At 71.2% G+C, this 25,653-nt stretch carries 26 protein-coding genes; 18 read left to right on the top strand and 8 right to left on the bottom strand.

Annotated features, from left to right (window positions below; all coding sequences use genetic code 11):
* Positions 1–127 precede the first annotated feature (127 nt).
* Together ACEN9J_RS33145 and ACEN9J_RS33140 are read left to right on the top strand one after the other, a co-directional pair.
* Positions 128–1,054 (top strand): helix-turn-helix domain-containing protein, encoded by a 927-nt coding sequence (locus tag ACEN9J_RS33145; protein ID WP_261213212.1) that lies wholly within the window; start codon positions 128–130, stop codon positions 1,052–1,054.
* A gap of 22 nt (positions 1,055–1,076) precedes the next feature.
* Positions 1,077–1,313, top strand: a complete 237-nt coding sequence (locus ACEN9J_RS33140) for a hypothetical protein (RefSeq protein ID WP_413765385.1) — start codon at positions 1,077–1,079, stop codon at positions 1,311–1,313.
* Positions 1,314–1,345: 32 nt separating this feature from the next.
* Here the strand turns inward: ACEN9J_RS33140 and ACEN9J_RS33135 are convergent, their stop codons facing one another.
* Positions 1,346–1,981: a TetR/AcrR family transcriptional regulator gene (locus ACEN9J_RS33135; RefSeq protein WP_413765384.1), complete on the bottom strand. Its 636-nt coding sequence runs from the start codon at positions 1,979–1,981 to the stop codon at positions 1,346–1,348.
* Positions 1,982–2,180: 199 nt separating this feature from the next.
* On the opposite strand from ACEN9J_RS33135, the gene ACEN9J_RS33130 reads away from it, so the two are divergent.
* The 3 genes from ACEN9J_RS33130 to ACEN9J_RS33120 are packed head-to-tail and all read left to right on the top strand — an operon-like array spanning position 2,181 to position 5,344.
* Positions 2,181–3,800, top strand: a complete 1,620-nt coding sequence (locus tag ACEN9J_RS33130; RefSeq protein WP_413765383.1) for a tannase/feruloyl esterase family alpha/beta hydrolase — start codon at positions 2,181–2,183, stop codon at positions 3,798–3,800.
* Between the two features lie 39 nt (positions 3,801–3,839).
* Entirely contained in the window at positions 3,840–4,667 is an 828-nt protein-coding gene (locus ACEN9J_RS33125) for a TatD family hydrolase (RefSeq protein ID WP_413765382.1), read from the top strand.
* Positions 4,664–5,344: an alpha/beta family hydrolase gene (locus tag ACEN9J_RS33120; RefSeq protein ID WP_413765381.1), complete on the top strand. Its 681-nt coding sequence runs from the start codon at positions 4,664–4,666 to the stop codon at positions 5,342–5,344. Before ACEN9J_RS33125 ends, ACEN9J_RS33120 begins: the two co-directional genes overlap by 4 nt.
* Before the next feature lie 7 nt (positions 5,345–5,351).
* On the opposite strand, the gene ACEN9J_RS33115 is transcribed toward ACEN9J_RS33120, so the two are convergent.
* The 6 genes from ACEN9J_RS33115 to ACEN9J_RS33090 are packed head-to-tail and all read right to left on the bottom strand — an operon-like array spanning position 5,352 to position 10,114.
* Entirely contained in the window at positions 5,352–6,572 is a 1,221-nt protein-coding gene (locus tag ACEN9J_RS33115) for a pyridoxal phosphate-dependent aminotransferase (RefSeq protein ID WP_413765380.1), read from the bottom strand.
* Positions 6,569–7,234, bottom strand: coding sequence for an RraA family protein (locus tag ACEN9J_RS33110; protein ID WP_413765379.1), 666 nt, complete (start codon positions 7,232–7,234; stop codon positions 6,569–6,571). Before ACEN9J_RS33110 ends, ACEN9J_RS33115 begins: the two co-directional genes overlap by 4 nt.
* 35 nt (positions 7,235–7,269) lie before the next feature.
* The gene (locus tag ACEN9J_RS33105) at positions 7,270–7,935 is read right to left on the bottom strand and encodes an RraA family protein (RefSeq protein ID WP_413765378.1); all 666 of its coding nucleotides are present in this window, start codon (positions 7,933–7,935) and stop codon (positions 7,270–7,272) included.
* Positions 7,936–7,959: 24 nt separating this feature from the next.
* Positions 7,960–8,862: an amino acid ABC transporter substrate-binding protein gene (locus ACEN9J_RS33100; RefSeq protein WP_413765377.1), complete on the bottom strand. Its 903-nt coding sequence runs from the start codon at positions 8,860–8,862 to the stop codon at positions 7,960–7,962.
* A gap of 34 nt (positions 8,863–8,896) precedes the next feature.
* Entirely contained in the window at positions 8,897–9,583 is a 687-nt protein-coding gene (locus ACEN9J_RS33095) for an RraA family protein (RefSeq protein ID WP_413765376.1), read from the bottom strand.
* Positions 9,584–9,589: 6 nt separating this feature from the next.
* Positions 9,590–10,114 carry a Bug family tripartite tricarboxylate transporter substrate binding protein gene (locus ACEN9J_RS33090; RefSeq protein WP_413765375.1) on the bottom strand — a complete coding sequence of 175 codons (525 nt, stop codon included), beginning with the start codon at positions 10,112–10,114 and terminating at the stop codon, positions 9,590–9,592.
* A 95-nt stretch (positions 10,115–10,209) separates the two neighbouring features.
* Between ACEN9J_RS33090 and ACEN9J_RS33085 the strand changes: the two genes are divergently transcribed.
* The 13 genes from ACEN9J_RS33085 to ACEN9J_RS33025 all read left to right on the top strand — a co-directional run bounded on the left by ACEN9J_RS33085 (position 10,210) and on the right by ACEN9J_RS33025 (position 25,049).
* Positions 10,210–11,133: a LysR family transcriptional regulator gene (locus ACEN9J_RS33085; RefSeq protein WP_057589843.1), complete on the top strand. Its 924-nt coding sequence runs from the start codon at positions 10,210–10,212 to the stop codon at positions 11,131–11,133.
* A 102-nt stretch (positions 11,134–11,235) separates the two neighbouring features.
* A complete protein-coding gene (locus tag ACEN9J_RS33080; protein ID WP_413765374.1) occupies positions 11,236–11,685 on the top strand; it encodes a hypothetical protein in 450 nt (149 codons plus the stop codon).
* A 194-nt stretch (positions 11,686–11,879) separates the two neighbouring features.
* Positions 11,880–12,443, top strand: a complete 564-nt coding sequence (locus ACEN9J_RS33075; RefSeq protein ID WP_413765373.1) for a phosphatase PAP2 family protein — start codon at positions 11,880–11,882, stop codon at positions 12,441–12,443.
* Positions 12,440–13,453 (top strand): glycosyltransferase family 2 protein, encoded by a 1,014-nt coding sequence (locus ACEN9J_RS33070; protein ID WP_413765372.1) that lies wholly within the window; start codon positions 12,440–12,442, stop codon positions 13,451–13,453. The genes ACEN9J_RS33075 and ACEN9J_RS33070 overlap by 4 nt, the downstream gene beginning before the upstream one ends.
* Positions 13,450–15,015 carry an ArnT family glycosyltransferase gene (locus ACEN9J_RS33065; RefSeq protein ID WP_413765371.1) on the top strand — a complete coding sequence of 522 codons (1,566 nt, stop codon included), beginning with the start codon at positions 13,450–13,452 and terminating at the stop codon, positions 15,013–15,015. Before ACEN9J_RS33070 ends, ACEN9J_RS33065 begins: the two co-directional genes overlap by 4 nt.
* Positions 15,012–15,863: a ChbG/HpnK family deacetylase gene (locus ACEN9J_RS33060; RefSeq protein ID WP_413765370.1), complete on the top strand. Its 852-nt coding sequence runs from the start codon at positions 15,012–15,014 to the stop codon at positions 15,861–15,863. The genes ACEN9J_RS33065 and ACEN9J_RS33060 overlap by 4 nt, the downstream gene beginning before the upstream one ends.
* Before the next feature lie 103 nt (positions 15,864–15,966).
* Positions 15,967–16,476 (top strand): sigma-70 family RNA polymerase sigma factor, encoded by a 510-nt coding sequence (locus ACEN9J_RS33055; RefSeq protein WP_413765369.1) that lies wholly within the window; start codon positions 15,967–15,969, stop codon positions 16,474–16,476.
* Positions 16,466–17,476: a FecR domain-containing protein gene (locus tag ACEN9J_RS33050; RefSeq protein ID WP_413765368.1), complete on the top strand. Its 1,011-nt coding sequence runs from the start codon at positions 16,466–16,468 to the stop codon at positions 17,474–17,476. Before ACEN9J_RS33055 ends, ACEN9J_RS33050 begins: the two co-directional genes overlap by 11 nt.
* Before the next feature lie 135 nt (positions 17,477–17,611).
* Positions 17,612–20,053 carry a TonB-dependent siderophore receptor gene (locus ACEN9J_RS33045; protein WP_413765367.1) on the top strand — a complete coding sequence of 814 codons (2,442 nt, stop codon included), beginning with the start codon at positions 17,612–17,614 and terminating at the stop codon, positions 20,051–20,053.
* 11 nt (positions 20,054–20,064) lie between these two features.
* Positions 20,065–20,802 (top strand): DUF4198 domain-containing protein, encoded by a 738-nt coding sequence (locus ACEN9J_RS33040; protein ID WP_413765366.1) that lies wholly within the window; start codon positions 20,065–20,067, stop codon positions 20,800–20,802.
* Between the two features lie 88 nt (positions 20,803–20,890).
* Positions 20,891–21,418 (top strand): sigma-70 family RNA polymerase sigma factor, encoded by a 528-nt coding sequence (locus ACEN9J_RS33035; protein WP_057589852.1) that lies wholly within the window; start codon positions 20,891–20,893, stop codon positions 21,416–21,418.
* On the top strand, positions 21,415–22,371 hold the full coding sequence (locus ACEN9J_RS33030) for a FecR domain-containing protein (protein WP_314733652.1): 957 nt from the start codon (positions 21,415–21,417) through the stop codon (positions 22,369–22,371). Before ACEN9J_RS33035 ends, ACEN9J_RS33030 begins: the two co-directional genes overlap by 4 nt.
* Before the next feature lie 128 nt (positions 22,372–22,499).
* A complete protein-coding gene (locus ACEN9J_RS33025; protein ID WP_413765365.1) occupies positions 22,500–25,049 on the top strand; it encodes a TonB-dependent siderophore receptor in 2,550 nt (849 codons plus the stop codon).
* Between the two features lie 25 nt (positions 25,050–25,074).
* Here the strand turns inward: ACEN9J_RS33025 and ACEN9J_RS33020 are convergent, their stop codons facing one another.
* Complete coding sequence (locus ACEN9J_RS33020; protein ID WP_413765364.1) at positions 25,075–25,605, bottom strand: transcriptional repressor; 531 nt, start codon at positions 25,603–25,605, stop codon at positions 25,075–25,077.
* Positions 25,606–25,653 lie beyond the last annotated feature (48 nt).

Below are 25,653 nucleotides of genomic sequence, written 5' to 3'. Positions count from 1 at the left end.
GCTTATCGGTCGATCCGGCGACGTATCGAATCGTCTGGTGCCCTCCTAAGGACTTACCCGAGGCACGGTGCCGGTCGCGGAGCCGGGAAGGAACAATCGCCGCAAACCACCTCGATGAAGCAGACAGATGCAGGAAGCCTATGCACTTCACGAAGGCGCGTTCGGCACGGCGATCGTCCTGGAGGCGAGCGCCAATCTGGTGTCGCACGCCCACTCGGAAACGCAGCTCGCCCTTTGGCTCGGCGGGGCGCGCGCCTGCGCGCATGTCGGTGCGCAAACCGTGCCCTACAGCGAGAGCGTGGCGCTGGGCGTGAACGCGTTCGAGGCGCACGACATGGTTCGCCTGGACGACAGCGGATCGAGCCTGTTCATCGTCTTCATGATCAAGAAGGAGTGGCTCGACGAGCTCGGCCAGGCGAAGGACCGCAGCTTTCGCTTTCCCTCGCCGCGGGTGCCCATCGGCGATGCGCTGCGCCGCTCATGCTGGCGTGTGCTGGACCTGATGATCTCCGCCGGCAGCGGACGCGACCAGGTCGACAGGGAGGTGGAGCGCCTGCTGGAAGCCGCCATCGCGGCCTCCAGGACGGGCGGCGAGGCCCCTTCGGTCGCGGCGGGCATCGGCGTCACGCTCGATCATCGCCTTCGGGCCGCCATCGCCCATATGCGCGCGCACGTCTCGGAGAAAACGACCATCGACGAGATCGCTGCCAAGGTCGGCCTGTCGCGGGCGCACTTCTTCGCGTTGTTCCGCGACCAGTTGCACACGACACCGCAGGTGTTCTGGAGCGGCGTGCGCGTCGAGGAAGCGATGCGTCGCGTCAGCGAAGGTGGCGAACTCACGGACGTGGCGCTCGACCTGGGTTTTTCGGCGCCCGGCAACTTCTCGCGCTTCTTCAAGGAGCACACGGGGATTTCGCCATCGATCTTCAAGCGGGCCACGCGCGCGCCTTCTCCTGTCACCGTGACGGGCATTCCGCGCGAGGGGCAGAGCCCCTCTCCATCCGCCGATGTGCCGGAAGATGAAGGCGAACGCGGCCATATCCGCAGCATATGAAAACCACTCCTGAATCGGTCTGGTGCTGCCCGCCGGCATGCCGGCGGCGGCGCGGCGCGAAGTCCCGCAGGCCTGGCAGCGCACGCTGATCAGCCCGAAGCTGCGCCAGCCCCTGGTCGCGCGGGGCTTCGATCCCGTCTCGGGCGATCCCGCTGAAATGCGGCGCACCGTCGCCGCCGAGATCGCGCGCCACCGCGCGCTGCTCGCGAGCGGCCGCATCAAGCTCGATGGAGCGGCCTGCCCTTCGCAAGATCCATGACGGAGAGACGCGCGATGGGGCCGATCAGCCGATCACGGCTTGCGCGCCTTCGGCGTCTTCTTCTTCGGCTCGATCTCCAGCCCCGTGATGCCGTTGAGGAACAGCTGCGTCGCGATCGGTGCCATCTGGTCGTAGGAGAAGCGTCCCCCGGGCTTGAACCAGGTGAACATCCAGTTGAGCATGCCGAACAGGAACATGGTCAACAGCTTGTGCAGCTGCGAGGCGTGCAGGTCGGGACGTGTGGCGGCGATGGCGTCGGCGAACACCCGCACCACCGTGCGCTCCTTGTCGAGCACGCGCGCCTGCGCCTCGGGGGCCAGGAAGCGCACGTCCTCGGTGAGCACGCGGTGCTCGTGCTGCGCCTCGGCGTACTCGGCCATGAAGGCCTCGATCAGCTCGGGCAGTCGCTCGTCGGGCGCGAGCTGCAGCGCTTCCACGCCCGTGACGATGTCGACCAGCCGCGACACATGGCCGTCGGCGATGTGAAGCAGCACCTCGGCCTTGTCCTTGAAGTGATGGTAGAGGCCGGGCTTGGACAGGTGGCTGGCCTCGGCGATCTCGTTCATCGACGTCGCCGCATAGCCCTTGCGGGCGAACAGCTCGGCGGCGGCCCTGGCGATCAGGCTGCGCTGGTCGCCGGGACGGGAGGAAGCGGTGTCAACGGTCATGGATGGCAATGAGGGGCTGCGCGCGAGGCCACGCGGTCCGCGATCTTAGGGGTTAGTCCCGAGCCCTTGCCGCTTGCCCGTGTCCGCACTGCTGCGTTAGCCTTGCGCGGCTTCCAAACCGACCGGTCGGTTGGTTTTCTGATCGATCCACCGGCACCCCATCAAAAAATCGGAGACAACCATGCGTGACGAGAAGTGTGTGAACCGTGTCCTGCTGTCGGCGGGCCTGCTGATGGCCGCCGGCCTGGCCCTGCAGGGCTGCGGGGGTGGCGGCGGAGGCGGCGGCGGCTTCTTCCCGATTCCGGCGCCCGCGCCCGCACCGGCCGCGCCGCCGCCCGCGGGTCCGTCGGGCCCCAGCGTCGAGCAGCTCAAGAGCACCTGCAACGGCCTCAAGGGACAGGTGCTGGCGGGCGTCACGGTCACGCAGACCGCGCGCTTCGAAGCCAAGGCGGCGGTCAACGCTTCGGGCTTCTGCCAGGTGCTGGGCACGCGCGCGCCCTTCCTCGACATCGAGATCGACGTGCCCGACAACTGGACCGGCCGCTACTGGCAACAGGGTGGCGGCGGTTTCGACGGACGCATCGCCTCGGCGGTGACCAAGGACGGCGGCGGCGCGGTGACGGCGGTCGACCCCACGCTCGCGATCAAGGGCGCGGTGTACGCGGCCTCGAACGGCGGCAACCGCGCGAGCGTGCCCGCGCAGGCGGCGCCCGGCGTCTGGGCCAGCGGCACGGCCGAGGGCCAGCAGTCGGCGACCGACTACGCCTATGCCGCGGTGGGCACCACGCTGCGCTTCGGCAAGGCCGTCGCCCAGGCCTTCTTCGGCAAGGCGCCGACGCACAGCTATTTCAACGGCTGCTCCAACGGCGGACGCAATGCCTACATCGCCGCGCAGCGCTGGCCGCAGGAGTTCGATGGCATCGTCTCCGGCTGCGAGACCATGGACATGGCGGGCCAGACCAGCGCCTGGCTGCGCGCGGCCTCGCTGACCGGCACGCCCGCGGCGCTGAGCCCCGCGCAGACCGGCGCGGCCTATGCGGCCGCACTGTCGGCCTGCGATGCGCTCGACGGCGCCAGCGACAACCTGATCGGCAATCCGCAGGCCTGCAGCTTCGATCCGGCCGTGCTGCAGTGTGGCATGGCGGGCGCGAGCAGCGATCCGGCCCTTTGCCTGAGCGCCGCGCAGGTGGGCACGCTCCAGTCCTTCCTGTCGCCGCTGAAGCTCTCGAACGGCTCGACCGTGCTCTCGGGCTATTCGTGGGGCAACGGCCTCGGGCTCGGCTGGGGCGGACTCGGCGGCGGCTTCGCGCTGCTCGCGAGCGGCGACCCCGCCTGGCTCACGCCGGCCAGGCAGGCGGGCTTCCAGCTCGAGACCGACTACTACATGCTCGGCGCGGGCCTGGCGCGCATCGGCGCCGACCACGACAAGGCCGCCATCGCCAGCTACGTGGCCTCGGGCCGCAAGCTGATCTCCTGGCACGCCGGCAGCGACGCGCTGCTGTCGCCGAACGACCACTATCGCAACTGGACCACCATGACGGGCATCGCCAGGTCGCTGGGGCTCGCCGATCCGAACAGCGCGACGCGCTTCTTCATCGTTCCCGGCGGCGGGCATGGCGCGGGCGGCAGCCTGCAGGAAGTGGACTGGGCCTCGGCCATCATGGGTTGGGTGGAGAACGACGACGCGCCCACGCAGCTGACCTACAACTTCACCAGCGGCGGCGCGGCGCGCAGCATGCCGGCCTGCCAGTACCCCAAGTACCCGAAGTACAAGGGCTCGGGCGATGTGAACGCGGCGGCGAGCTACAGCTGCAGCTGAGGGCCGCGGCATCGCGCGGTGTTCTCGTACCATCGATGCATGAGCATCGAAGCGCAAGCCGCCTCCCCTCTCCTCGTCGACATCGGCGTCAACTTCCACTCGAGCCAGTTGGCGTCGATGACCGCGCCGCTGCTGGCGCGCGCCAAGGCCGCGGGCGTCGCGCAGATCCTGGCCACGGGCACCTCGCTCGCCTCGAGCCTGCGCGCGCTCGAGCTGGCGCGGGCGCATCGGGGCCTGGTCTTCGCGACCGCGGGCGTGCATCCGCATGACGCGAAGTCCTTCGACGCCGCCACCTTCGAGCAGCTGGCCGAACTCTGGCGCTGCCCCGAGGTCGTGGCGGTCGGCGAGTGCGGCCTCGACTACAACCGCAACTTCTCGACGCCCGAGGCACAGCGCGCGGCCTTCGACCGGCAGCTCTCGATGGCCGCGCGGACCGGCAAGCCGCTGTTCCTGCACTGCCGCGATGCCTTCGCCGATTTCCACGACATGCTCGCGCCCGTGGTGGCCGATGGCGCGCACGGCGTGGTGCACTGCTTCACCGGCGACCGCGCCGAAGCCGAGGCCTTTCTCGCGATGGGCCTCGATATCGGCATCACGGGCTGGGTGACGGACCTGCAGCGCGGCCAGGCCTTGCGCGCGGCCATCCGGGCCATTCCGCTGGACCGGCTGCACCTCGAGACCGATGCGCCCTACCTGATGCCGAAGAACGCGGGCCTGCGCGGCAAGCCGAACGAACCGGCGTACCTGCCTTGGGTGGCCGCGGGCGTGGCCGAACTGCTCGAACGCGATGTCGCCGAGATCATCGCGGCCTGCAGCGCCAACAGCCGGCGCTTGTTCGGACTCCCACCCGTCGAGGCCGCCGCATGAGCACGTCGAGAAAGATCGCGATCGAGGTCGACGCCGAGCTGCGCGTGTCGGGCCTGATCGATGCGGCCGACGATGCGCGCTTCGCCGTGGTGCTCGCGCACGGTGCGGGCGCGGGCATGACGCATGCGTTCATGGAGGCCGTGGCACGCGGCCTCGCCGAGCGCCGCATCGCCTGCCTGCGCTATCAGTTCCCGTACATGGAGCGCGGTTCGAAGCGGCCCGACGCGCCGCCGCTCGCGCATGCCGCGGTGCGCGCGGCCGTGGCCAGCGCCGCGGCGCATTTCCAGGGCCTGCCGCTGTTCGCGGGCGGCAAGTCCTTCGGCGGACGCATGACGTCGCAGGCCCAGGCGCTGGGCCTGCTGCCCGATGTGGCCGGGCTGGTCTTCCTCGGCTTCCCGCTGCATGCGGCCGGCAAGCCCTCGATCGATCGCGCGGCGCACCTGCACGAGGTCGACGTGCCGATGCTGTTCGTGCACGGCGCGCAGGACAAGCTCGCGGAGCCGCCCTGCTTCGCGCAGGTCGTCGCCTCGCTCGGTGACTGGGCGAGCGTCGACGAATACGCGGCGGCCGACCACGGCTTCCATGTGCCGAAGAAATCGGGCCTGACCGACGAGTTGGTGATCGAACAGCTGCTCGACCATATGGCGGTGTGGATGCAGGCCTGGCTGCTGCCCTGAATCCGGCTCAACGCAGCGCGCGGCAGAAGCGTTCGATGCGATCGCAGGCGATGCGCAGCGACTCCTCGTCGAGCGCGTAGGCGATGCGGAAGTACGGCGAGAGCCCGAAAGCCGCGCCGTGGACCACGCCGACATCCGCCTCCTCCAGCAACGCGAGCGCGACATCCTCGTCGCTGGCCAGCAGGGTGCCGGCCGCCGTCGTCCGGCCGATCAGCTCCTCGCACGCGACGAAGGCATAGAAGGCGCCCGAGGGCGCATCGCAGCGCAAGCCTGGGGTGGCGTTCAGCGCCGCGACCAGCAGGTCGCGCCGCCGCTCGAAGCTCGCGCGCGATCGCGCGATGAAATCCTGCGGCCCGTCGAGCGCGGCGATCGCCGCATGCTGCGAGATCGAGCTGGCGCCCGAGGTCTGCTGGCCCTGCAGCTTCTCCATCGCTTCGAGCAGCCAGCGCGGGCCGGTGCCGAAGCCGATGCGCCAGCCGGTCATGGCATAGGCCTTCGAGACGCCGTTCATCGTCAGCGTGCGCGCGGCGAGGCGGGGTTCGGCCCGGGCCAGCGTGTGGAAGGCCAGCCCGTCGAAGACCAGGTGCTCGTAGATGTCGTCGGCCAGCACCAGCACCTGGGGATGGCGCAGCAGCACCTCGGCGAGCGCGCGCAGTTCCACGAGCGTGTACACGGCGCCCGTCGGATTGCTCGGCGAGTTGAGGATCAGCCACCGGGTGCGCGGCGTGATCGCGGCTTCCAGCGCTTCGGGCCCGAGCTTGAACCCGGAAGCGACGCCGCAAGGGACCACGACCGGCCGGGCGCCGCACAGCTGCACGATCTCGGGGTAGCTGACCCAGTACGGCGACGGAACGATCACCTCGTCGCCGAGGTTCAAGGTTGCCGCGAGCGCGTTGAAGATCACCTGCTTGCCGCCCGAGCAGACGATCGTGTCCTGCCAGCCGACGTCCAGGCCGTTCTCGCACCGGAACTTGGCCGCGACGGCCTCGCGCAGCGCGCGCAGGCCCGCGACCTGCGTGTAGCGCGTGTGGCCCCCCCGGATGGCCGCCACCGCCGCGTCGCCGATGTGCGCGGGCGTGTCGAAGTCGGGCTCGCCGGCCGACAGCGAGACGATGCGCGCGCCGCTCGCGCGGCGCGCCGCCACCCGGTCCATCATCCTGTAGGTCGCGGAGGGCTGCGCCGCCGCGAGGTGGACGTTCAATCTCGCCGCCGCGGTGTCGTCGCTCATGGCGCCTTGCGCTGCAGCGTGTGATAGCCCATCGCCGCGCGCGCTTCGCCCAGGGTCTTGCCCTCGGCGATCCAGGCGCGGATCTGCGACTCGGCCGCTTCGATCCCGTGCGCGAGTTCCGCGACCTCGCGGGCCCGCGCGCGCGGCACGACCAGCACGCCGTTCGCGTCCGCCACCACGATGTCGCGCGCGGCCACGCGGGCCTGGCCGATGGACACAGGGACGTTCACGCCCTCGACCTGCACGCGGTCCTTGCCGGTGCGCATGAAGCGCCCGCGCGTGAACAGCGGGTAGCCGTCGTCCAATGCCTTCGACACGTCGCGGCAGACGCCGTCGATCACGGTGGCGGCGATCCGCCGCTGGCCGGCGTACTGGGTCATGATGTCGCCCCACACCGTGCAGTCGGTGCGTCCGCCGTTGTCGATCACGAGCACGTCGCCCTCGGCCACCTCGTCGATGAAGTCGCCGACCGAGCCCGCGGGCGTGCTGGCCGGGACGTACTTCACCGTGAAGGCGGGCCCCACGGTCACGCCGGCGTAGTCGGCCAGCGGCACGAGGCCGAAGCAGTGGCCCGGCAGGCCGAGCTTGTCCATGGCGTCCGAAACGCCGGGGGTGTCGAGGCCTTCGAACAGGGCCACGAGGTCCTTGTCTTCTTGTTGCATGGGAATGGCTTTCACTGGGAGTGTGGTGATGGATGTCAGAGGCCGTGGGCCGACAGGGTTCGCTCGAGCCAGCCCTGTTCGACGCGCCCGGTGGCGATCTCCGCCTTGATCGCGTCCTCGGTCCGGGCGGTCTGCGCGACGGCCGCGAGCAGGCGCTCCCCGTCCGCGGGATCGAAGCAGACCACGCCGTCCTCGTCGCCGACCACCACGTCGCCCGGATGCACCACCTGCCCGCCGACGCAGACGTCGCGGTTCATGGAGCCGGGGCCGAACTTGTAGGGCCCGCGATGCGTGTGGCTGCGTGCGTGGCACGGGAAGTCGGCCTCGAAGAAGGCGCGCACGTCGCGGATCGCGCCGTCGATCACGAAGCCCGCGCAGCCGCGCTGGATCGCGTACAGCATGATGAGTTCGCCCACCAGGGCGTTGTTCGGGTCGCCGCCGCCATCGATCACGAGCACATGGCCCGGCTCGATCTCCTTGAGCGCGCGGTAGACGAGCAGGTTGTCGCCGGGCCGCGCCTTGATCGTGTACGCGGTGCCGACGAGCTTGCGCGAGCGGTTGAAGCGCCGCAGGCCGAGCATGCCTGACATGCGTTGCAGGTTGTCGCTGATGTGCGGCGTCACCACGTCCCGCAGCGCGGCGGTCAGCGCCTCGGGCGCGAGCTTCGGGACGGGCCCGATGTCGAAATTGGAAAAGGTCAAGATGATCTCGCTGGGTGTCGTGGTCTATCGCGTGGCCGCGTAGCTTTCCATCGGCAGGTCGTTCGGGTCCTGCCAGAGCTTCTGCAGCGCGGCGGGCGGCACCATGTTCAGCCGCACGTTGCGCGGCGGAATGGGTTCGGCGTACCACTTGTTCCACAGCGCCTTCATCTCGCCCGAACGCATCATGTCTCGCAGGGTCTGGTCGGCCAGCGCCTTGAGCGGCGCGTCGTCCTTGCTCAGCATGATCGCCAGCGGCTCGGTGTTGAGCACCTCGCCCACCACGGCGAAGTCGGCCGGGTTCCGCGCGTTCGCGATCGACGCATTGAGCAGGCCGGCGTCGATTACCCAGGCGTCGGCCCTGCCCGATTCGAGGATCAGGAAGCTCTCGGCGTGGTCCTTGCCGAGGATCTCGTTGAACTTCAGGCCGGTGGCGCGGCTGTTGCGCCGCAGGTGCTGGACCGAGGTCGTGCCCGTGGTCGCGACCACGGTCCTGCCCTCGAGGTCCCTGATCGAGCGGATGCCCGAGTTGGCTCGCACCGCCATGCGCACCTCCTCGATGTAGGTGGTGAGCGTGAACGCGACGTCCTGCTGGCGGGCCTGGTTGTTGGTGGTGGAACCGCACTCGAGGTCTACCGCGCCGTTCCTGACCAGCGGCACGCGGTTCTGCGAGGTGACGACCTGGTAGCGGACCTCGAGCTTCTGCAGGTTCAACTGCCTCTTGATCGCGGCGACGATCCGCTGGCAGATGTCGACCTGGAAGCCCACGGCCTGGTCGCTGCCCAGCACATAGGACATCGGCAGCGAGCTGTCGCGCACGCCGAGCGTGACGACGCCGGTGGCGCGGATGCGATCGAGGGTCTGGGCCGGTGCTTCGGCCGCGATGCCCAGCGCGAGCGCGACGGACAGGAGGCTTGCGAGTTTCTTCATGGAGTACCTCGGGGATGGATCGATGCGGATCGGCCTATCGCGCTTCGGCGGGCCGGCGTTCTTCCATCACCGCCGCGAAGTGCCTGTCGTGCATGGCCTCGGCCACCGACTGGCCGGCGCGGATGCGCGACACCATGCCGGCCTGCTTCGCTGCCGTTCGCTCGGCGATGTCGAGGACCTCGTCGATGCGCGCGGCCGGCACGAAGACCGTGCCGCAGCGGTCGGCGATCACGAAGTCGTCCTGCGCGACCTCGACACCGGCGACCGTCACGGGCGCGCCCGAGCCCGTCTGCACCAGGCGGTTGCGCGCACTGACCATGGTGACGCCGCGGCCGTACACCGGATAGCCGATCTCCTCGCTGCCGTCGATGTCGCGGCTGAAGCCGTCGATCACCGTGCCGCGGATGTGCTTCATCGTGGCGGCATTGGCGACGATGTCGCCCCAGCACGAGACGCCCTCGATGCCGCCGGCGATCACCAGCACCCGGTCGTCGCCCTGGCTCTCGGCGATCACGCTGGTGATGGGATGCACCGTGAGGCCGCCGTCGGCCTGCTTGGGCGCCAACTGGATGGTGGAGGCGCGGCCGACGATCCTCGGGCAGTGCCACAGCGGGCGCAGGCCCACGGTGGCGCCGGGCAGTTCGAGGAAGTCGAGCGCGTCGGACACGGTGTTGGTGTCGAGGTCGGCGAGGCGGGAGAGTCGTTGGGCGTCGGTGCTCATGGTCTTTCAGGGGCTGGTGATGCGGAGGTTCGACCGCTGGGCGATCGATCGGTAGAGCCTGCTTTCCGTCGCGATGAGCGCGGCGAACTCCGCGCTGCTCGATCCGATCGCCTGCAGGCCCTTGTCGTCCATGGCGGCCACGAACTTCGGGTTCGCGGCGATCTCGCGCGCGGCGGCTTCGAGCGCCGCGGCGATCGGGCCGGGCAGGCCCTTCGGCGCCCAGAGCCCGTACCAGGTGTAGAACTCCAGGCCCTGCAGGCCGGCCTCCTCGGTGGTGGGAATCTCGGGCGCGGAGCGCAGCCGGGTCTTTCCGGTCACGGCCAGCGCGCGCACCCGGCCGCCGCGGGCGACGACGTCCGCGGCACCGCCCGCGGGATAGGGCACGACCATCCGGATCGGCTTGTCGGGATAGCCGGCCTGCGCGGCCCCGGCGAGGACGGGCAGCACGAGCGGCAGCGCCAGCGCGCCGCGAACCAGCCGCCGCCACAGGCGGCGCGCAACGGCATCGAGGGAGGCGATCGAGTCTTTCATGGCGTTCATCGAGGCAAGGAAGCACCGATGTTCCGGGGCCGTGCCCGATACGTCCATTCGCAAGACAGGAAGAACTTGATACGCTTGGCCTATCGATGATCAACTTTCGCCTGCTCCGCCATCTCTACCTTTTCTCGGTGGTCGCCGAGGAGCTGCACTTCCGGCGCGCCGCGGCGCGGCTGGGCATGTCGCAGCCGCCGCTCACCGAACAGATCCAGGTGCTGGAGGCCGCGCTCAAGGTGCGGCTCTTCGAGCGCTCGAGCAAGGGCGTGCAGCTCACGGCCGAGGGCGCGGCCATCCTGCCGGCCGTGAAGAAGCTGGTGTTCCAGATGGACCGCGTGGAGGTTTCGGTGCAGGAGGCACTGCGCGGCCGCGGGCGCATGCTCACCATCGGCGCCATCACCACGGCCATGGCCAGTCCCCTGCCCGCCGTGATCGAGCAGCTGAAGGCCGAGGTGCCGGACGCGAGCATCTCGGTGATCGAGATCGACAGCGCCGAGGCACTGGTCGCGCTCGACGAGGGCGCGATCGACGTCGCCTTCGCGCGCATCGAGGGCGATGCGGGGCTGCAGGTCCAGGCGCGGCCGCTGCGCACCGAACGGCTCGGCGTCGCCCTGCCGTCGTGGCACCGGCTGGCCGCGCGCAAGACCATCGCGATGCGCGAACTCGCGGACGAAGAGTTCATCATGTTCCCGCGCGCGGTGAGCCCGAGCTTCTTCGACGGCATCGTCGCGGCCTGCCGCTCGCACGGCTTCACGCCGCGCATCCTGCACGAGTCGCGCTCGGTCACCTCGCAGATCGCCATGGTCGGCTGCAGCCAGGGCATCGCGCTGGTACCGCTGGGATTGCACGACCTCGGAGGCGAGCGGGTCGCGATCAAGCCCTTGAAGGAACCCGTGGACATCGTGACCATCGCGGTCGCATGGAGCGCGAGGACGCGGGATCCGATGGTCGAGCGCGTCGTGGCCATCGCCGCCTCGATGGGCGCCGCCTACCGAAAGCCCGTGGCCGGGCGATGACAGATCCATGACGCAACCGGGTGGCGTCAGCCTTCGCGCAGCTTGCGGGATGCTGACCGGCCCGATCAGGTTCCGTTCACGCAAGGCTTCTAGCATCCGCGCATGCTGCTCGCACGCATCCGCCGATTCGCCGAAGCGCACCATCGCGCATGGTGCTTCGCGGGCATCCTGCTGGTGTTCCTGCAGCCCTTCATCGCCGTCCACTTCTGTTGCGACGGCATCGAGGACGAGCCCATGCTGCGGGTGCGCGCGCTCGGAGAAACGAGCCAGTTCGAGGCCGACGACCGCGAGAACCATGCCTCCGATCGCGAGACCACGATCTTTGCGCAGGTGCCCGCGGGCATCGATCACCCCCATGCGCTGAATGCGGGCCTGAACACGCTGCTGGCGCTGGTGCTCGCGCTGCTGCCCCTGGCGCTGATCCCCATCCGGCCGATCCGGCCGGCCAGCCGTCTCGGCCCCGCGCAGGTGCCGCCCCGCGGTGGCGCGCCACCGCCCGCATTGCCGTGGAAGCGCCGCCCTCCCGCCGCCGCACCACCCCTCGCGCACTGAGAGAAGCGACGCCTCGCGCGTTGCCCCCCGCGCCGCGCATGCCTTGCCGCGGCAGCCCTTCTCTTCCTCGATCGGAGGTCTCCCGTGTTCGTCTTTTCCGGGTGCGCAAGCCGCGCCCTGTGCAGCCCTGCGCCGCTCGCGCGCATCGGCTTGCCCTCTTCAATCGTCTTCGCTGCCGCGTCGAGGCCTGCGCGATGAGCGATCTGAACATCACCCTGTTCCAATGGCTCGCGGCCGGCACGCCGCCGGCGCGCCCGGCGCTGCTCCTCGCCACCGCCTTCGCGCTCGGCGGCGCCTGGCTCAGCGCCGGAATCGTCGGCCTCGCGATCTGGAAAAAGGCCGCCGACCGGGCCTACCTGTGGATCGTGCTCGCGGCCGCGGGGCCCTGCGCGATGCTCTCTCATGCCATCGCGTTGCGTCTGGACCAGCCGCGTCCCTTCGTGCTGGGCATGGCGCAGGCCTACATCGAGCACGCGGGCCGCGGCTCGCTGCCCAGCACGCATGCGAGCGTGATGTTCATGGTGGCCGCGGCCTGCCTGCTGCGCCCGAGCCTGCGCCGTGTCGGGCTCGCGCTGCTGGCATCGGCCATCGTCACGGGCTGGGCGCGCATCTACGTGGGCGTGCATTTCCCGCTCGACATCGCCGCCGGCCTCGCGCTTGGCACGGCGCTCGCATGCGCGCTGGCCGTCGCGCTGCGGCTCGCGCGCCGCCTGCTGCCCGCCGACGATACGGCGCCCGCGACCTGGAGGCTGCCGTGAACGCGCGCACACCCTTGCACCGCGCGCCCGAAGCGGTACCGGCGCCCACGGCACCCGAGGCACGAACGCGCAGCCTCTCCTGCGTGATCCCCTGCTTCAACGAAGGCCCGAACCTGCGCCGGCTGCTGCCGCTGCTGGAAGACATCCTCTGGTCCACGCATCTGAGCTGGGAGATCGTGATCGTGGACGACGGCAGCACCGACGACACGGCCGCGGTGGCCGAGGCCTGGTGCGAGCTGCGCGGCTTCCGCTGCATCTCGCTGTCGCGCAATTTCGGCAAGGAGGCCGCGCTCACCGCGGGGCTGGCCGCGGCCGTGGGCGACGCGGTGGTGCTGCTCGACGGCGACCTGCAGCATCCGCCCGAGCTGCTGCACGCGATGCTCGCGCAGTGGCGCGCGGGCGCGGAAGTGGTCTATGCGGTGCGCGAGCGGCGCGACGATGAGAGCCGTTTCAAGCGGCTCGGCAGCCGGCTCTTCTATCGGCTGCTCAATGCCTCGGACCGCTTCGCGGTGCCCGAGGACGCGGGCGATTTCCGGCTGATGGACCGCAAGGTGGTCGACGCGCTGATGCGCCTGCCCGAGCGCGGCCGCTTCATGAAGGGGCTCTACGCCTGGGTCGGCTTCCGCGCGGTGGCGCTGCCCTACACGCCGGCGCCGCGCGCCGAGGGGCACTCGAGCTTCAACGCGCGCCGCCTCGTGCTGCTGGCGCTCGACGGGCTCACCGCCTTCACGACCTGGCCGTTGCGCATGGTGAGCGTGGCGGGCCTCGCGATCGCGCTGCCGGCCTTCGCCTATGGCCTCTACCTGTGCGTCGAACGGCTGCTGTTCGGCAACGCGGTGTCGGGCTGGACCACGATCGTCGTGAGCCTGATGTTCTTCATCGGCATCCAGCTGATCTCCACCGGCATCCTCGGCGAGTACGTCGCGCGGATCTACGAGGAGTCGAAGGGGCGGCCGCTGTACGTGGTCCGCCGCGAGGGTGGCAGCGGCCTCGCCACGGAGGGTCCGTGAGCGGCGAGGCTCGGGGGCGCGCGCAGGTTCTGCGGGTCGGTATCGTGCTGGTCGCGTGGTTGCTGGCGACCTCGGGGGCCCGGTCGCTGATGGCGCCCGACGAAGGCCGCTACGTGGGGGTGGCGCTGGCCATGCTGCATTCGGGCGACTGGCTGGTGCCGCGGCTCGACGGCCTGCCGTTCTTCCACAAGCCGCCGCTTTTCTACTGGATCGGCGCCGCGGCGATGGGCGTGGCGGGGCCGGTCGAATGGGCCGCGCGGCTGCCCTCGGTGCTGGGCGCGAGCGCCGCCGGCATCGCGCTGTTCGCCTTCCTGCGGCGCTGGACCGACGACCGGCTGGCGCTGTGGTCGACGGTGGTGCTCGCCACCATGCCCTACTTCTTCCTCGGCGCGCAGTTCGCGAATCTCGACATGCTGGTGGCCGGCTGCATCTCGGCGACGGTGCTGCTCGCGGCCTGGGCGGTGCTGGCGCACGACGAGGGGAAGCCATGGCGCGCGGCGCTGGCGCTCGCGCATGCCGGCGCCGCCGCCGGCCTGCTCGCCAAGGGCCTGATCGGCCTGCTGCTGCCGTTCCTGGTGCTGGCCGCCTGGTGCGCCTGGACCCGGCGCATGGCGACGCTGTGGCGGCTGTGCCGCTGGCTGCCCGGCTGGGCGCTGCTGCTCGCGCTCGCGGCGCCCTGGTTCGTGGCGATGCAGCGCGCGTATCCGGAGTTCTTCGACTATTTCGTGATCACGCAGCACTTCCGGCGCTTCGCCTCGAGCGGCTTCAACAACGAGCAGCCGTTCTGGTTCTACCTGCCGGTGCTGGCGGGCCTGACGCTGCCGTGGTCGCCCGGCCTGCTGCTGCCGCGCCGCGGGAACGCGGCGCCGGAGCTCGGCGCCGCCGCGCGCGACGTCGACCGGCTGATGTGGACCTGGCTGATCGTCATCGTGGTCTTCTTCTCGCTGCCGCGCTCGAAGCTCGTCGGCTACGTGCTGCCGGTGCTCGCGCCGCTGGCCTGCGTTGTGGCGCGGCGCATCCTGGCCAGCGGCCCGATGCGCGAAGGGCGGGGCCTGAAGGCCGCCGCCGCGGCGGCGATGGCGCTGTGCCTGGCGGGCGTGGGCACGCTGGTCGCGATGCCGCAGCCGGGCGCGCGGCTGCGCCTGCCCGCGGACGCGAGCATCGGGCCCGACGACCAGGTGCTGATGCTCGACAGCTACATCTACGAGATCCCGTTCTACTGGCATCTGCGCGCGCCGGTGATGGTGCTCGGCGAATGGAAGAACCGGCCGGAGCCCGAGCGCGACGACTGGCGCAAGGAACTCACGGATGCCGCGCGCTTCGACGAGGCCCGGGCCTCGCGGCTGCTGGTCGATGCATCGCGGCTGCCCGCGATCCTGTGCGCGCCTCGCGTCACCTGGCTGGTCGGCCCCAACAACTCGCAGCTCCAGCATCCGTGGCTCGCGGGCACGAAGCTGGTGGCGGTCAACGACCGGCTGGCCGTCTGGCGCCACGACGGCGCGGCGCGCCGCGGATCGCATTGCGCGGGCCTGTCCGACGGCCTGCCGGAGCGGCAACCATGAACGCATCGCCGCGCGACACGGCCCCCGAGGGCACCCGGCCGGTCTGCATCTGCGCCGACGACTTCGGCATGGGGCATGCCATCAACGAAGCGGTGCTCGCGCTGGTCGAGCACGAGCGCCTCAGTGCCGTCGGCTGCATGGTGCGCCGCGCCGCCTGGTCGTCGGGCGCGCGCCTGCTGCGCCGGCTCGACCGGCAACGCACCGACATCGGCCTGCACCTGGACCTGACGCCGCCGGCCGCGCCCGGCGGCCGCGAGCCGGGCCTGCTCGGCCTGCTGGTCGCGCCTCGGCTGCGCCCGGCGGCACGGCAGGCGATCCAGGCGGAGATCCGCACCCAGCTCGCGCGCTTCGAGGACGCGATGGGCCGCGCGCCCGCCTTCGTCGACGGCCATCGGCACGTGCACCAGTTCGCGGGAGTGCGCGAGCTGCTGGTCGCCGAGCTCGCGCGCCGCTATCCCGATGCGCCGCCGTGGCTGCGCAGCACCGAGCCCGGCTGGCGCCGCGGCAGCGACGGCTTCAAGGCCGGTGTCATCCACCGCCTGGGCGGCGCGGCGCTCGCGGCGCTGGCACGCGAGCACGGCATCCCCATCAGCCGGCGCCTGCTCGGGGTCTACGGTTTCTCGGGCGACGGCCAGGCCTATCGCGCGCGCCTGCTGGCCTGGCTCGCGGTGGCCGGGCGCGGTGACGTGCTGATGTGCCATCCCTCGCTGGGCCGCGTGCCCGGCGATCCGCACGGCGCGGCGCGCATGCGCGAATACGCGGTGCTGCGCGCGCTGGCGCTGCCCGCGGCCGGCGAGCCGGGCGCGATCCGGATCGCGCCGCTGTCGGCGGTGCTCCAGGGCGGCTGAACGTCGCCGGCGTTGTCCGGTCGCGACGGTCGCGGCCGGCATGCACACGAAGTTCGTACAATGAGAACCATTCTCAACGAGCCGTGCGGCCTGCCGTCCTCCGATGTCCACCTCCGATGCCTCCGTGCGACTGGTCGCCGCGCTCTACGGCGAACACCATTCGTGGCTGCTGCAGATGCTGCGGCGCAAGCTCGGCAACCTCGAGAACGCGGCCGACCTGGCGCAGGACACCTTCGCGCGCATCCTGTCGGCCGACGAGACCGGCCCGCTGCGCGAACCGCGCGCCTACCTCACGACCGTGGCCGGCCGCATCGCGGCGCAGTACTTCCGTCGCCTCGCGCTCGAGCGCGCCTACCTCGAGGCGATCGCCCACCTGCCCGAGGCCACGAGCCCCTCGCCCGAGGAGCGCCTGCTGGTGCTCGAGGCGCTGGCCGCGGTCAGCCGCGTGCTCGACGGGCTGAAGCCGCGCACGCGCGAGGTCTTCCTGCTGTCGCAGCTCGACGGCCTGCCCTATGCGGAGATCGCGCAGCGGCTCGGCCTGTCGATCCACGTCGTGCAGAAGGACATGGTGAAGGCCTACGCGCATTGCTACGACGCCGTCTATGGCGGCTGAGACCGGCACGGCGCCGCGGCGCGCGGTCTTCCAGCCCGCGGGCGATGCGGCGCTCGATCGCGCCATCGTCGCGCAGGCGGTCGAATGGCTGGTGCGGTTGCAATCGGGCGCCGCCTCCGCCGCCGAGCGCGCGGCCTGCGAGCATTGGCGCGGCGCGCATCCCGACCACGAGCAAGCCTGGCAGCGCGTGCGCGGCCTCGGTGCCGACCTGCGCGACGGCGTGCACGGCCTCGCGCCCGAGACGGCCCGCGGCGCATTGCGCGGCGCCGACGCGGTGCGGCGGCGCTGGGCGCTCAAGGCCTTCGTGCTGGCCGCGAGCGGCGGCGTGGGCGCCTGGGTGCTGCGCGACGACATGGCCTACTGGCGCGCCGACTATCGAACCGCCACCGGCGAACGGCGCGACGTGCTGCTGCCGGACGGCACGCGCGTGGCGCTGAACACGCGCAGCGCGATCGACGTGGATTTCGGCGCGGCCGAGCGCGGCATCCGCCTGCTCGGCGGCGAGATCATGGTCAGCTCGGGCCACGACCCGGCCGCGCGGCCGCTGGTCGTGCATGCGGGGCCCGGGCGCGTGGTGCCGATCGGCACGCGCTTCCTGGTGCGCGCGCCCGATGCCTCCGCCCCGGGGCAGGTCGTCGTGCTCGAAGGCCAGGTCGAGCTCGGCGTGGCCGGCCGCGAAGGCTCGCTGCGCCTGCCCGCCGGCCAAGCCGCGCGCTACGCGGCGGATGGCATCTCGGCACCCGAGCCCGGCAGCGAGAACGCCGCGTCCTGGACCCAGGGCGTGCTGGTGGTCGAGCGCATGCGGCTCGACGACTTCCTCGTGGAGCTGGGGCGCTATCGGCCCGGCGTGCTGCGCTGCGACCCGGCCGTGGGCGCCATCCTCGTGAGCGGCGCGTTCCCGGTCGCGCGGACCGATGCGGTGCTCGACATGCTGGAAGAAACGCTGCCGGTACGTCGCCGTTCGCTCGGCCCTTACTGGACGACGATCGCGGCGCGATAGCAGGGGCAACGGGCCGCGAAAAAAAGATCGAAGAAAAACGGCAGGTTTCCAGACCTCGTGCATCAAGCAGGAAGAGACACCCCGCGGCGAAGGCCGCGGGGCCCCATCTTCCAACGATCACGGAGAGTTCTTCCCATGGCATTCGATGCTCGGTCCGCCGCCCGGACCGGCCCCTTCCCGCTCGCGCCCTTCGCCCGCTCCGGCTGCCTGAGCGCGGCCCTGGCGCTGCTCGGTGCCTCGGCCGCCCCGACGCTGGCCCAGCCCGCGCCGGCCACCGAGGCTGCGCGCAGCTATGCCATCGGCGCCGGCTCGCTCGACAGCGTGCTGGGCCGCTTCGGCCGCGAGTCGGGCACCATGATCGCGATCGACCCGACCCTGACGCAGGGCCTCGCGAGTCCCGGCCTGCAGGGCCGCTACGCGGTGCACGAGGCCCTGGCCAGGCTGCTGGCCGGCAGCGGGCTCGAGGCGGTGCCGGGGGCCGGCGGCGGCTGGCGACTGCGCCGCATCGGCGCGCCGGCCACGGGCGCGAGCGCGCTGCCCGACGCGGCCGCCGAGGCCGCTGCACGCACCGGCACGCTGGCGCCGGTGGTGGTCAGCGCCCAGCGCGAACGGCTCTACGACGTGCAGGACGTGAACGCCGGCGCGCTCGGCGTGCGTTCGCTGCAGGACCTGCCCTTCGCGGTCGGCTCCTACACCGTCGACACCATCGAGAACCAGCGCGCGCGCACCGCGCTCGACGTGCTGCGCAACGATCCCTCGGTCACGCCCACCTCGGGCTTCTCCTCGTTCGACGGCGTCGCGGTGCGCGGCTTCTCGGCCAACTCCTTCAACAACGTGCGCCGCGACGGCCTGCTGGCGAACATCTACAGCGACGTGCCGCTGGAGAACAAGGAGCGCGTCGACGTGCTCAAGGGGCTGTCGGGCTTCCTGTACGGCGTGGGCGAGCCCAGCGGCATCGTCAACTACGTGCTCAAGCGCCCGACGCGCGAGCGCTTCGCCAGCGTGAGCGCCGAGGTGCGCAGCTATGGCGGGCGTTATGCCAGCGTCGACGCCGGCGGTCCGCTGAACGAGGCCGGCACCGTGGGCTACCGCTTCAATGCCGCGAGCGAGCGGGTCGGCGACTTCACCCATTTCGGCGACCTGCGGCGCGACTTCCTCAGCGGCGCGATGGACATCAAGCTCAACCGCGACGCGCTGCTGCAGCTCGACTTCGACTGGCAGCGCAAGTCGCTGGCCGCCAGCGGCATGATCGGCCCGCGCAGCGACGGCCTGCTGGTGCCCGCGCGCAGCTTCGATCCGCGCACGCTGGTCGGCCAGCCCTGGGGCCAGTACAAGACCGACGCGTGGAACCTCGGCGCGCGGCTGAACTACGCGCTCAGCGAGAACTGGGACCTGACGGCGCAGCTCGCGCTGAGCCGCACCAAGCGCAACGCGATCTTCTTCAATGCCTCGAAGGTGGCGCCGAACGGCGACGTGCTCGCCGGCAACACGCGCTACGAGGGCGAGGCCTATCCCACCACCGCGGGCCAGGTGTTCGCGACCGGACGTTTCGACACCGGCTCGATCGGGCACGAGGCGGTCATCGGCTACTCGTACTCGAGCCTGCAGTCGCCCGATGGCGACTACCTGCGCTTCCCGCAGTACATCGGCAACATCTACCGGCCGCTGCCCTACGTCGCGCCCTTCATCCCCGAGGACACGCACCTGCCCGCGAGCAAGGCGCGCCAGAGCAGCCTGTTCGCGAGCGACACGATCTCCTTCGGGCCGAACTGGCAGCTGCTGATCGGCGCGCGCCACATCGACTACGGCAGCGACATCGGCAGCAAGTACGACGGCACGCCGAAGTACACGACCAGCGTGACCGTGCCCACGGTGAGCGCGATGTACAAGCCCTCGGAGCGCACCACCTTCTATGCGACCTACGGCGAGGGCTTCGAGCAGGGAGCTTATGCACCGAGCTATGCCGACAACGCGCTGCAGAAGCTCGGGCCGATCAAGAGCCGGCAGTACGAGATCGGCGTGAAGAGCCGCGTGCGCGACGGCTTGATGGTGACGGCCGCGGCCTTCGACATGGACAAGCCGCTGCAGGCGGTCTCGCCGGCCGACAACGTCTTCCGCCAGCAGGGCCGCCAGCGGCATCGCGGCGTGGAGTTCACGGCCAATGGCGAGATCACGCCGCAACTCAGTGGCATCGCCGGCGTGTCCTGGCTCGACGCGCAACAGCGCGAGACCGGCGACCCCGCGCTCGAGGGTCGCCGCCCGAGCAACGTGGCGCGCTTCCAGGCCAACCTGTTCCTCGACTACCGGTTGATGGCGGTGCCGGGGCTGTCGCTCAACACCGGCATCTACCACGTCGGCAACCGGCCGCTGGACCGCGCCAACGCGCTGATCGTGCCGAGCTTCACGCGCTGGGACCTGGGCGCGGCCTATGTCACGCGGCTGATGGGCGCGCCATCGATCCTGCGGCTGTCGATCGAGAACGTGACGAACCGGCGCTACTGGAGCTCGGTCAACTACGGCGGCGTGACGCAGGGCAATCCGCGCACCGTCCGGCTGTCGATGACGGCCAACTTCTGATGAAGGCGCGCATGAAGATCGATGCGAGGAATGGCCCGCGGCACATGGTCCTGGCGCTCGCGGCCCTGTGCTGCGGCGCGTCGTCGGCCCATGGCGTGTGGGTCGCGCAGCGCGCGGGCGAGCTGGCCGTGGTGCTCGGCGAAGGCGCGCTCGACGAGGCCTACGAGCCGCGGCAGCTGCGCGAGACGAAGGCCTTCACCGCCAGCGGCGCGGCAGCGCAGGCGCAGGTGTCGGCGCGTGCGCGCAACGCGGTGGTCGAGCCGGCCAAGGACGCGGCCGTGCTGTGGGTGGCGCTCGAGGACGGCTTCTGGTCGCAGGGCCGCGACGGCAAGTGGGTCGGCGGCTCGCGCCGGCAGGTGCCCGATGCGCGCAAGGCCGGGCACTACATGAAGTACGGCACGACCCTGCTCGCGCCGGTCCGCCTGCCCTTCGCGCCGATTGGCGCCGAACTGGAGATCGTGCCGCTGGCCGATCCCTTCGCATTGCGGCGCGGCCAGCGCCTCGCGGTTCGCGTGCTGTCGAAGGGCCGGCCGGTGGCGGGTGTGGAGGTGATCGGCGATTTCACGGGCCACACCGCGGGTCCGCGCGTGAGGACGGACTGCGAGGGCCGCGCGACGGTCACGCTGGGCAGCAGCGGCCTCAACGTGATCGCCGCCTCGCTGGTGCGCCCGCGCGGCGACACCAGCGAGGCCGACGAGGACGGGCTGGAAGCCACCCTCGCCTTCGTGCTGCCGCGCGCCGGCCACTGAGCGGGGGGCGCGTAGCCACAAGGCATTACAATGCGAAGGATTCCTATTTAGAAACAGAGGGCGGCAGCAGGTCTGCACGAGAAAGCGCATGGTGATCGGCGAATCAGCCCTGCAGCGGGAGGTCCACGCGCTCTACAGCGACCACCACGGGTGGCTCTGCGGGTGGCTGCGCAGCCGGCTCGGCAACAGCGGCGATGCGGCGGACATCGCGCACGACACCTTCATGCGCGTGTGGACCGGCTACCGCGCCGATGCCATTCCGCCGTTGCGCGAGCCGCGCGCCTACCTCACGACCGTGGCGCGGCGCCTGATGGTCAATCACTTCGAGCGCCAGTCGCTCGAGCGCGCCTACCTGGCCTCGCTGGCCCTGCTGCCCGAGGCGCTGGTGCCCTCGGTCGAGGAGCGCGCGATCCTGCTCGAAACGCTGCACGAACTCGACGCCCTGCTCGACGAACTCCCGCCCGCGGTGCGCACCGCCTTCCTGATGTCGCAGCTCGAAGGCCTGTCCTATGACGAGATCGCCGCGCGGCTGAAGCTCAGCGTGCGCACCGTCACGCGCTACATGGCGCAGGGGTTCCGGCAATGCCTGCGGCTGATGCTGGCGCAGGGCGCGTGAGACCCGCGGGCGCCCCGGTCGATCCCCGGCTGCTCGACGAAGCCGCGCAGTGGCTCGCGCGCCTGCATGCCGGGCGCCCGAGCGCGGCCGACCTGCAGGGCTGCGAGGCATGGCGCAACCAGAGCCCCGAGCACCAGCGCGTCTGGCAGAGCGCCGAGCAGTTGAGCCGCCGCTTCGGCGCGGTGCCCGCGGCCGTGGGCATGCCGGTGCTCGACCGGCGCCGGGACGCGGCCGGCCGGCGCGCGCTGCTGCGCACGGTGGCGCTGCTGCTCGGCGTGCCCTCGGCTGCATGGATCGGCTATCGCACCCTGCCCTGGCAGGCGATCGGCGCGGACGTCAGCACCGCCACCGGCGAGCGCAGGCACCTGACGCTGCCCGACGGCAGCGGGCTCGACCTCGACACCGCATCGGCCGTGAGCCTGGACTTCGACGACACGCAGCGGCTGCTGCGCCACCGGGCCGGGGAGATCCTGATCGAGACCGCGCCCGACCCGCGTCCCTTCCTCGTCCAGACCGCGCATGCCAGCCTGCGCGCGCTCGGCACGCGCTTCGTGGTGCGCAGCGACGACGCGCGCGGCCGGCTCGGCGTGCTGGAAGGCGCGGTCGAGATCCGGCCCGCGCGCAATCCCGGTGCCCCCGTCATCGTGCCCGCGGGGCGCCAGGCTTTCTTCAGCGCGACGAGCGTGTCGGCGCCACGCGCACTGCCAGCCGGCGCCGATGCCTGGGCCCGCGGCGTGCTCTATGCCGAGGAGATGCGACTCGCGGACTTCGCGGCCGAGCTCGCGCGCTACCGCAGCGGCGCCCTGCATTGCGATCCGGCGGCGGCCGAGATCCGCGTCTCGGGTGCCTTCCAGCTCGACGACACCGACCGGATCCTGGAACTGCTGGCCCGGACCCTGCCGGTGCGCATCGAATCCAGAACGCGTTATTGGGTGACCATCGCCGCGCGTTGACCGACCACCACCCCTTTGGCCCGCCACCCCGGCGGGTTCTTTTTTTGCGCCGCCCTGTCCGGTTTTCGCGGCTCGCCTGTCATGCAGGACGAGACCCGCTTTCAACGATCGACGACAGGAACCCCTTCATGACCGAACGGCCCCGCCCTTCCGCTTCCCGAACCCTCCGCGCGGCGCCGCCCCGCCCGCTCGTGCGCAGCGTGCGCGGCGCGCTGTGCCTGCTCGGCCTGTGCGGCACGCTGGCCGCGCCGCTGGCCCGGGCCGCCGATCCCGCCGTGGCCCAGGCCGCCGCGCGCTACGACATTCCCGCCGGCCCGCTGGGCCCGGCGCTGCTGAATTTCGCGGGTCAGGCCGGCGTCAACCTCAGCATGGACCTGGCGCGCACGCGCGGCCTCTCGACGCCGGGCCTGCGCGGCGCGTTCGCGGTGCAGGAAGGCTTCGAACGCCTGCTGGCCGGCAGCGGCCTGCGCACGCGCGCGCTGGGCGGCGGCAACTTCACGCTGGAGGCGGCCGATGCGGCGGCACCGGCCAGCCGTCCCGCGCCAGCACCCGCGGGCGCCGCCGCGCCGGCCGCCGATCCCGCGAGCCCGGGCGATGCGCTGGCGCCTATCACCGTGACCGACCGCACCCAGAGCAACCTGATGGCACCCACGCGCCAGGTCACGGTGATCGAGCGCCAGGAGCTCGAGGTCCTGCGCCAGGGCTCCGACAGCGTGGCCACCCTGCTGAGCAAGGTGGTGCCCGGCATGGCCGACTCCAGCCACACCATCACCGACTACGGCCAGACCCTGCGCGGACGCAACATGCTGGTGCTGGTCGACGGCATTCCGCTCAACACCAACCGCGACTCCTCGCGCAACCTCGCCAACGTCAATCCGGCCGACGTCGAGCAGATCGAGGTGCTGCGCGGCAGCAGCGCGATCTACGGCAGCGGCGCGGCCGGCGGCATCGTCTCCATCCGCACGCGCCAGCCCGACGGGCAGACCCGCGCCGAGACCACGGTGACCGGCGTGACGCCGCTGTCGCGCATCGGCTCGGCGGGCTTCGGCGGCGAGGTGCAGCACTACCTGTCGGGCGCGGGCGAGAAGCTCGACTACACGCTGAGCCTCGGCGCGCGCCGCGTCGGCGCCTCCTACGACGCCAAAGGCAACCGCATCGCGCCCGAGCCCAGCCAGGGCGACCTGTTCGACTCGAACATCTACAGCGCCTCGGCCAAGATCGGCTGGCGCATCGATGCGGACCAGCGGCTGCAGCTGTCCGCGAGCCACTACGACGCGAAACAGGACACCGACTACGGCTCCGATCCCTCGGTGGCGAAGCTGCCCGCCGGCAGCGCCGCGGCCCGGCCGCTGCGCGGGCTGCAACTGGCCGAGCAGAACCGCGTGAAGAACACGCTGGTCGGCATCGACTACCAGCACCGCGACATCGCCGGCAGCTCGCTGGCCGCGCAGTTCTACTACCGCGACTTCTTCACCCGCTTCGCGCCCTTCGATGCGCGCGGCGTGTCGGTGCGCGGCGCCAACGTGGACCAGGTCACGCAGAACTCCGAGGTCTACGGCGGCCGGCTGACCATCAAGACGCCGCTGGGCGCGGACAGGAAGACGCAACTGACCTGGGGCGCCGACTTCAACCAGGAACGCAGCGACATGCCGCTGGACATGTTCGAGCCGCGCCTGTACGACCTGAGCGGCGGCCTGAGTTTCCTCAAGACCGGCTCGCGCATCTTCATGCCGCCGATCGCCACGCGCAGCCTCGGCGGCTTCGCCCAGCTGCAGCACCGCTTCGACGACCGGTGGTCGGTCGAAGGCGGCGTGCGCTACGACCGCGCCCGCACGCGCTTCGACAGCTTCGTGCCGCTGTCGCAATCGCGCGTGGCCAACCCGCGCCCGGTCAACGGCGGCGCGGTCGACTACAAGGGCTGGACCTACAACGCGGGCCTGGTCTTCAACCCGACCAAGGCGCACGACCTCTACCTGTCGTACAGCCAGGGCTTCGAGCTGCCCGACATCGGCCTGCAGGTGCGCAATGCCACGCCGGCCTTCAACATCGCGGGCTCCGACCTGCAGCCGGTCAAGACCGACACCGTCGAGCTCGGATGGCGCGGCCGCTTCTCCAACGTGGTCGCGAACCTCGCGGCCTTCCAGTCGCAGTCGGACCTCGGCGCCGTGCAGAGCTTCAACAACGGGCTGAACCTGCTGCGCACCAAGGAGCGCATCCACGGCCTCGAAGGCGCGCTCGACTACTTCAGCGACGACGAGCGCTGGGCCCTGGGCGGCAGCTTCACCTGGATGAAGGGCCGCGAACTGCCGCAGGGCGCCGCGCGCTACCAGGACATGACCGGCTACCGCATCCCGCCGCTCAAGCTGACGGCCTACGTCGAGTACAAGCCCGATGGCCGGTGGAGCCACCGGCTGCAGGCGACCTCGTATGCGGGCAAGGACTACCGCCTCGACGGCGTGAGCAGCTTCGGACGCCGCGACACCAGCGGCTACACCACCGTCGACCTGATCAGTCGCTGGAAGATCGACGACAGGAACAACCTGGCGATCGGCGTGGAGAACCTCTTCAACCGCAAGTACTTCCCGCTCTACAGCCAGCTGCTTCGCAGCAACAACAACACGAGCCGCCTGCCGGCTCCCGGTGCCGTGCTGAAGCTGAGCTATACGCACCGCTGGTGATGGCGGCGCGCGGGAGGCACGAAGCTCAGTCGTCCCGCGCTTCGCGGCAGGCTTCGCACAGCACCTGCACCTCGACCGCCTCCACCGGCAGCGGCAGGCTATGGGCCTTGCCCGCATCGGCGATGAGCCGCGACAGCAGGCCCGTGCCGCGGAGGTCGACCGAGCGCCCGCAGCCGGTGCACACCAGCCGGCCCGCGGCCTCGGAAGGCGCGGCGGCTTCGTGCTCGGGCAGGCGGTAGGTCGAGACGGCGCGGCCGTTGCGCTCCACCAGCAGGTGCTCGATCGCGCCCTCGGCGGCCAGGCGCTTGAGCGCCGAATAGATCGCCGACATGTTCATCGGCGTGCCCCGCTGCGTGAGCCTGCGGTGCAGATCGCGCGGATGGAAGCTGTCGCCCTCGGGCTCGGCCATGACCGCGAGGATGCGGTCGTGCTGCAGCTGGTTGCGGTCGGTGACGCCGGAATGCGCTCCGAACGCCGGATGGCGCAGGCCCGCCTTGCGGTTGACGAGGCGGATCATCGCGTCGGGCTGCCAAGGCGGGCTCGTGGGTGGATTCATCGTCGGGCTCCTGAAAGCTTCGGTTCGCGGGCGGACACGGCCGGCGGG

It is taken from the genome of Variovorax sp. Varisp41 (assembly GCF_047325085.1).
Lineage (GTDB): Bacteria > Pseudomonadota > Gammaproteobacteria > Burkholderiales > Burkholderiaceae_C > Variovorax.
This window is presented reverse-complemented; position numbering and strand designations above follow the sequence as displayed.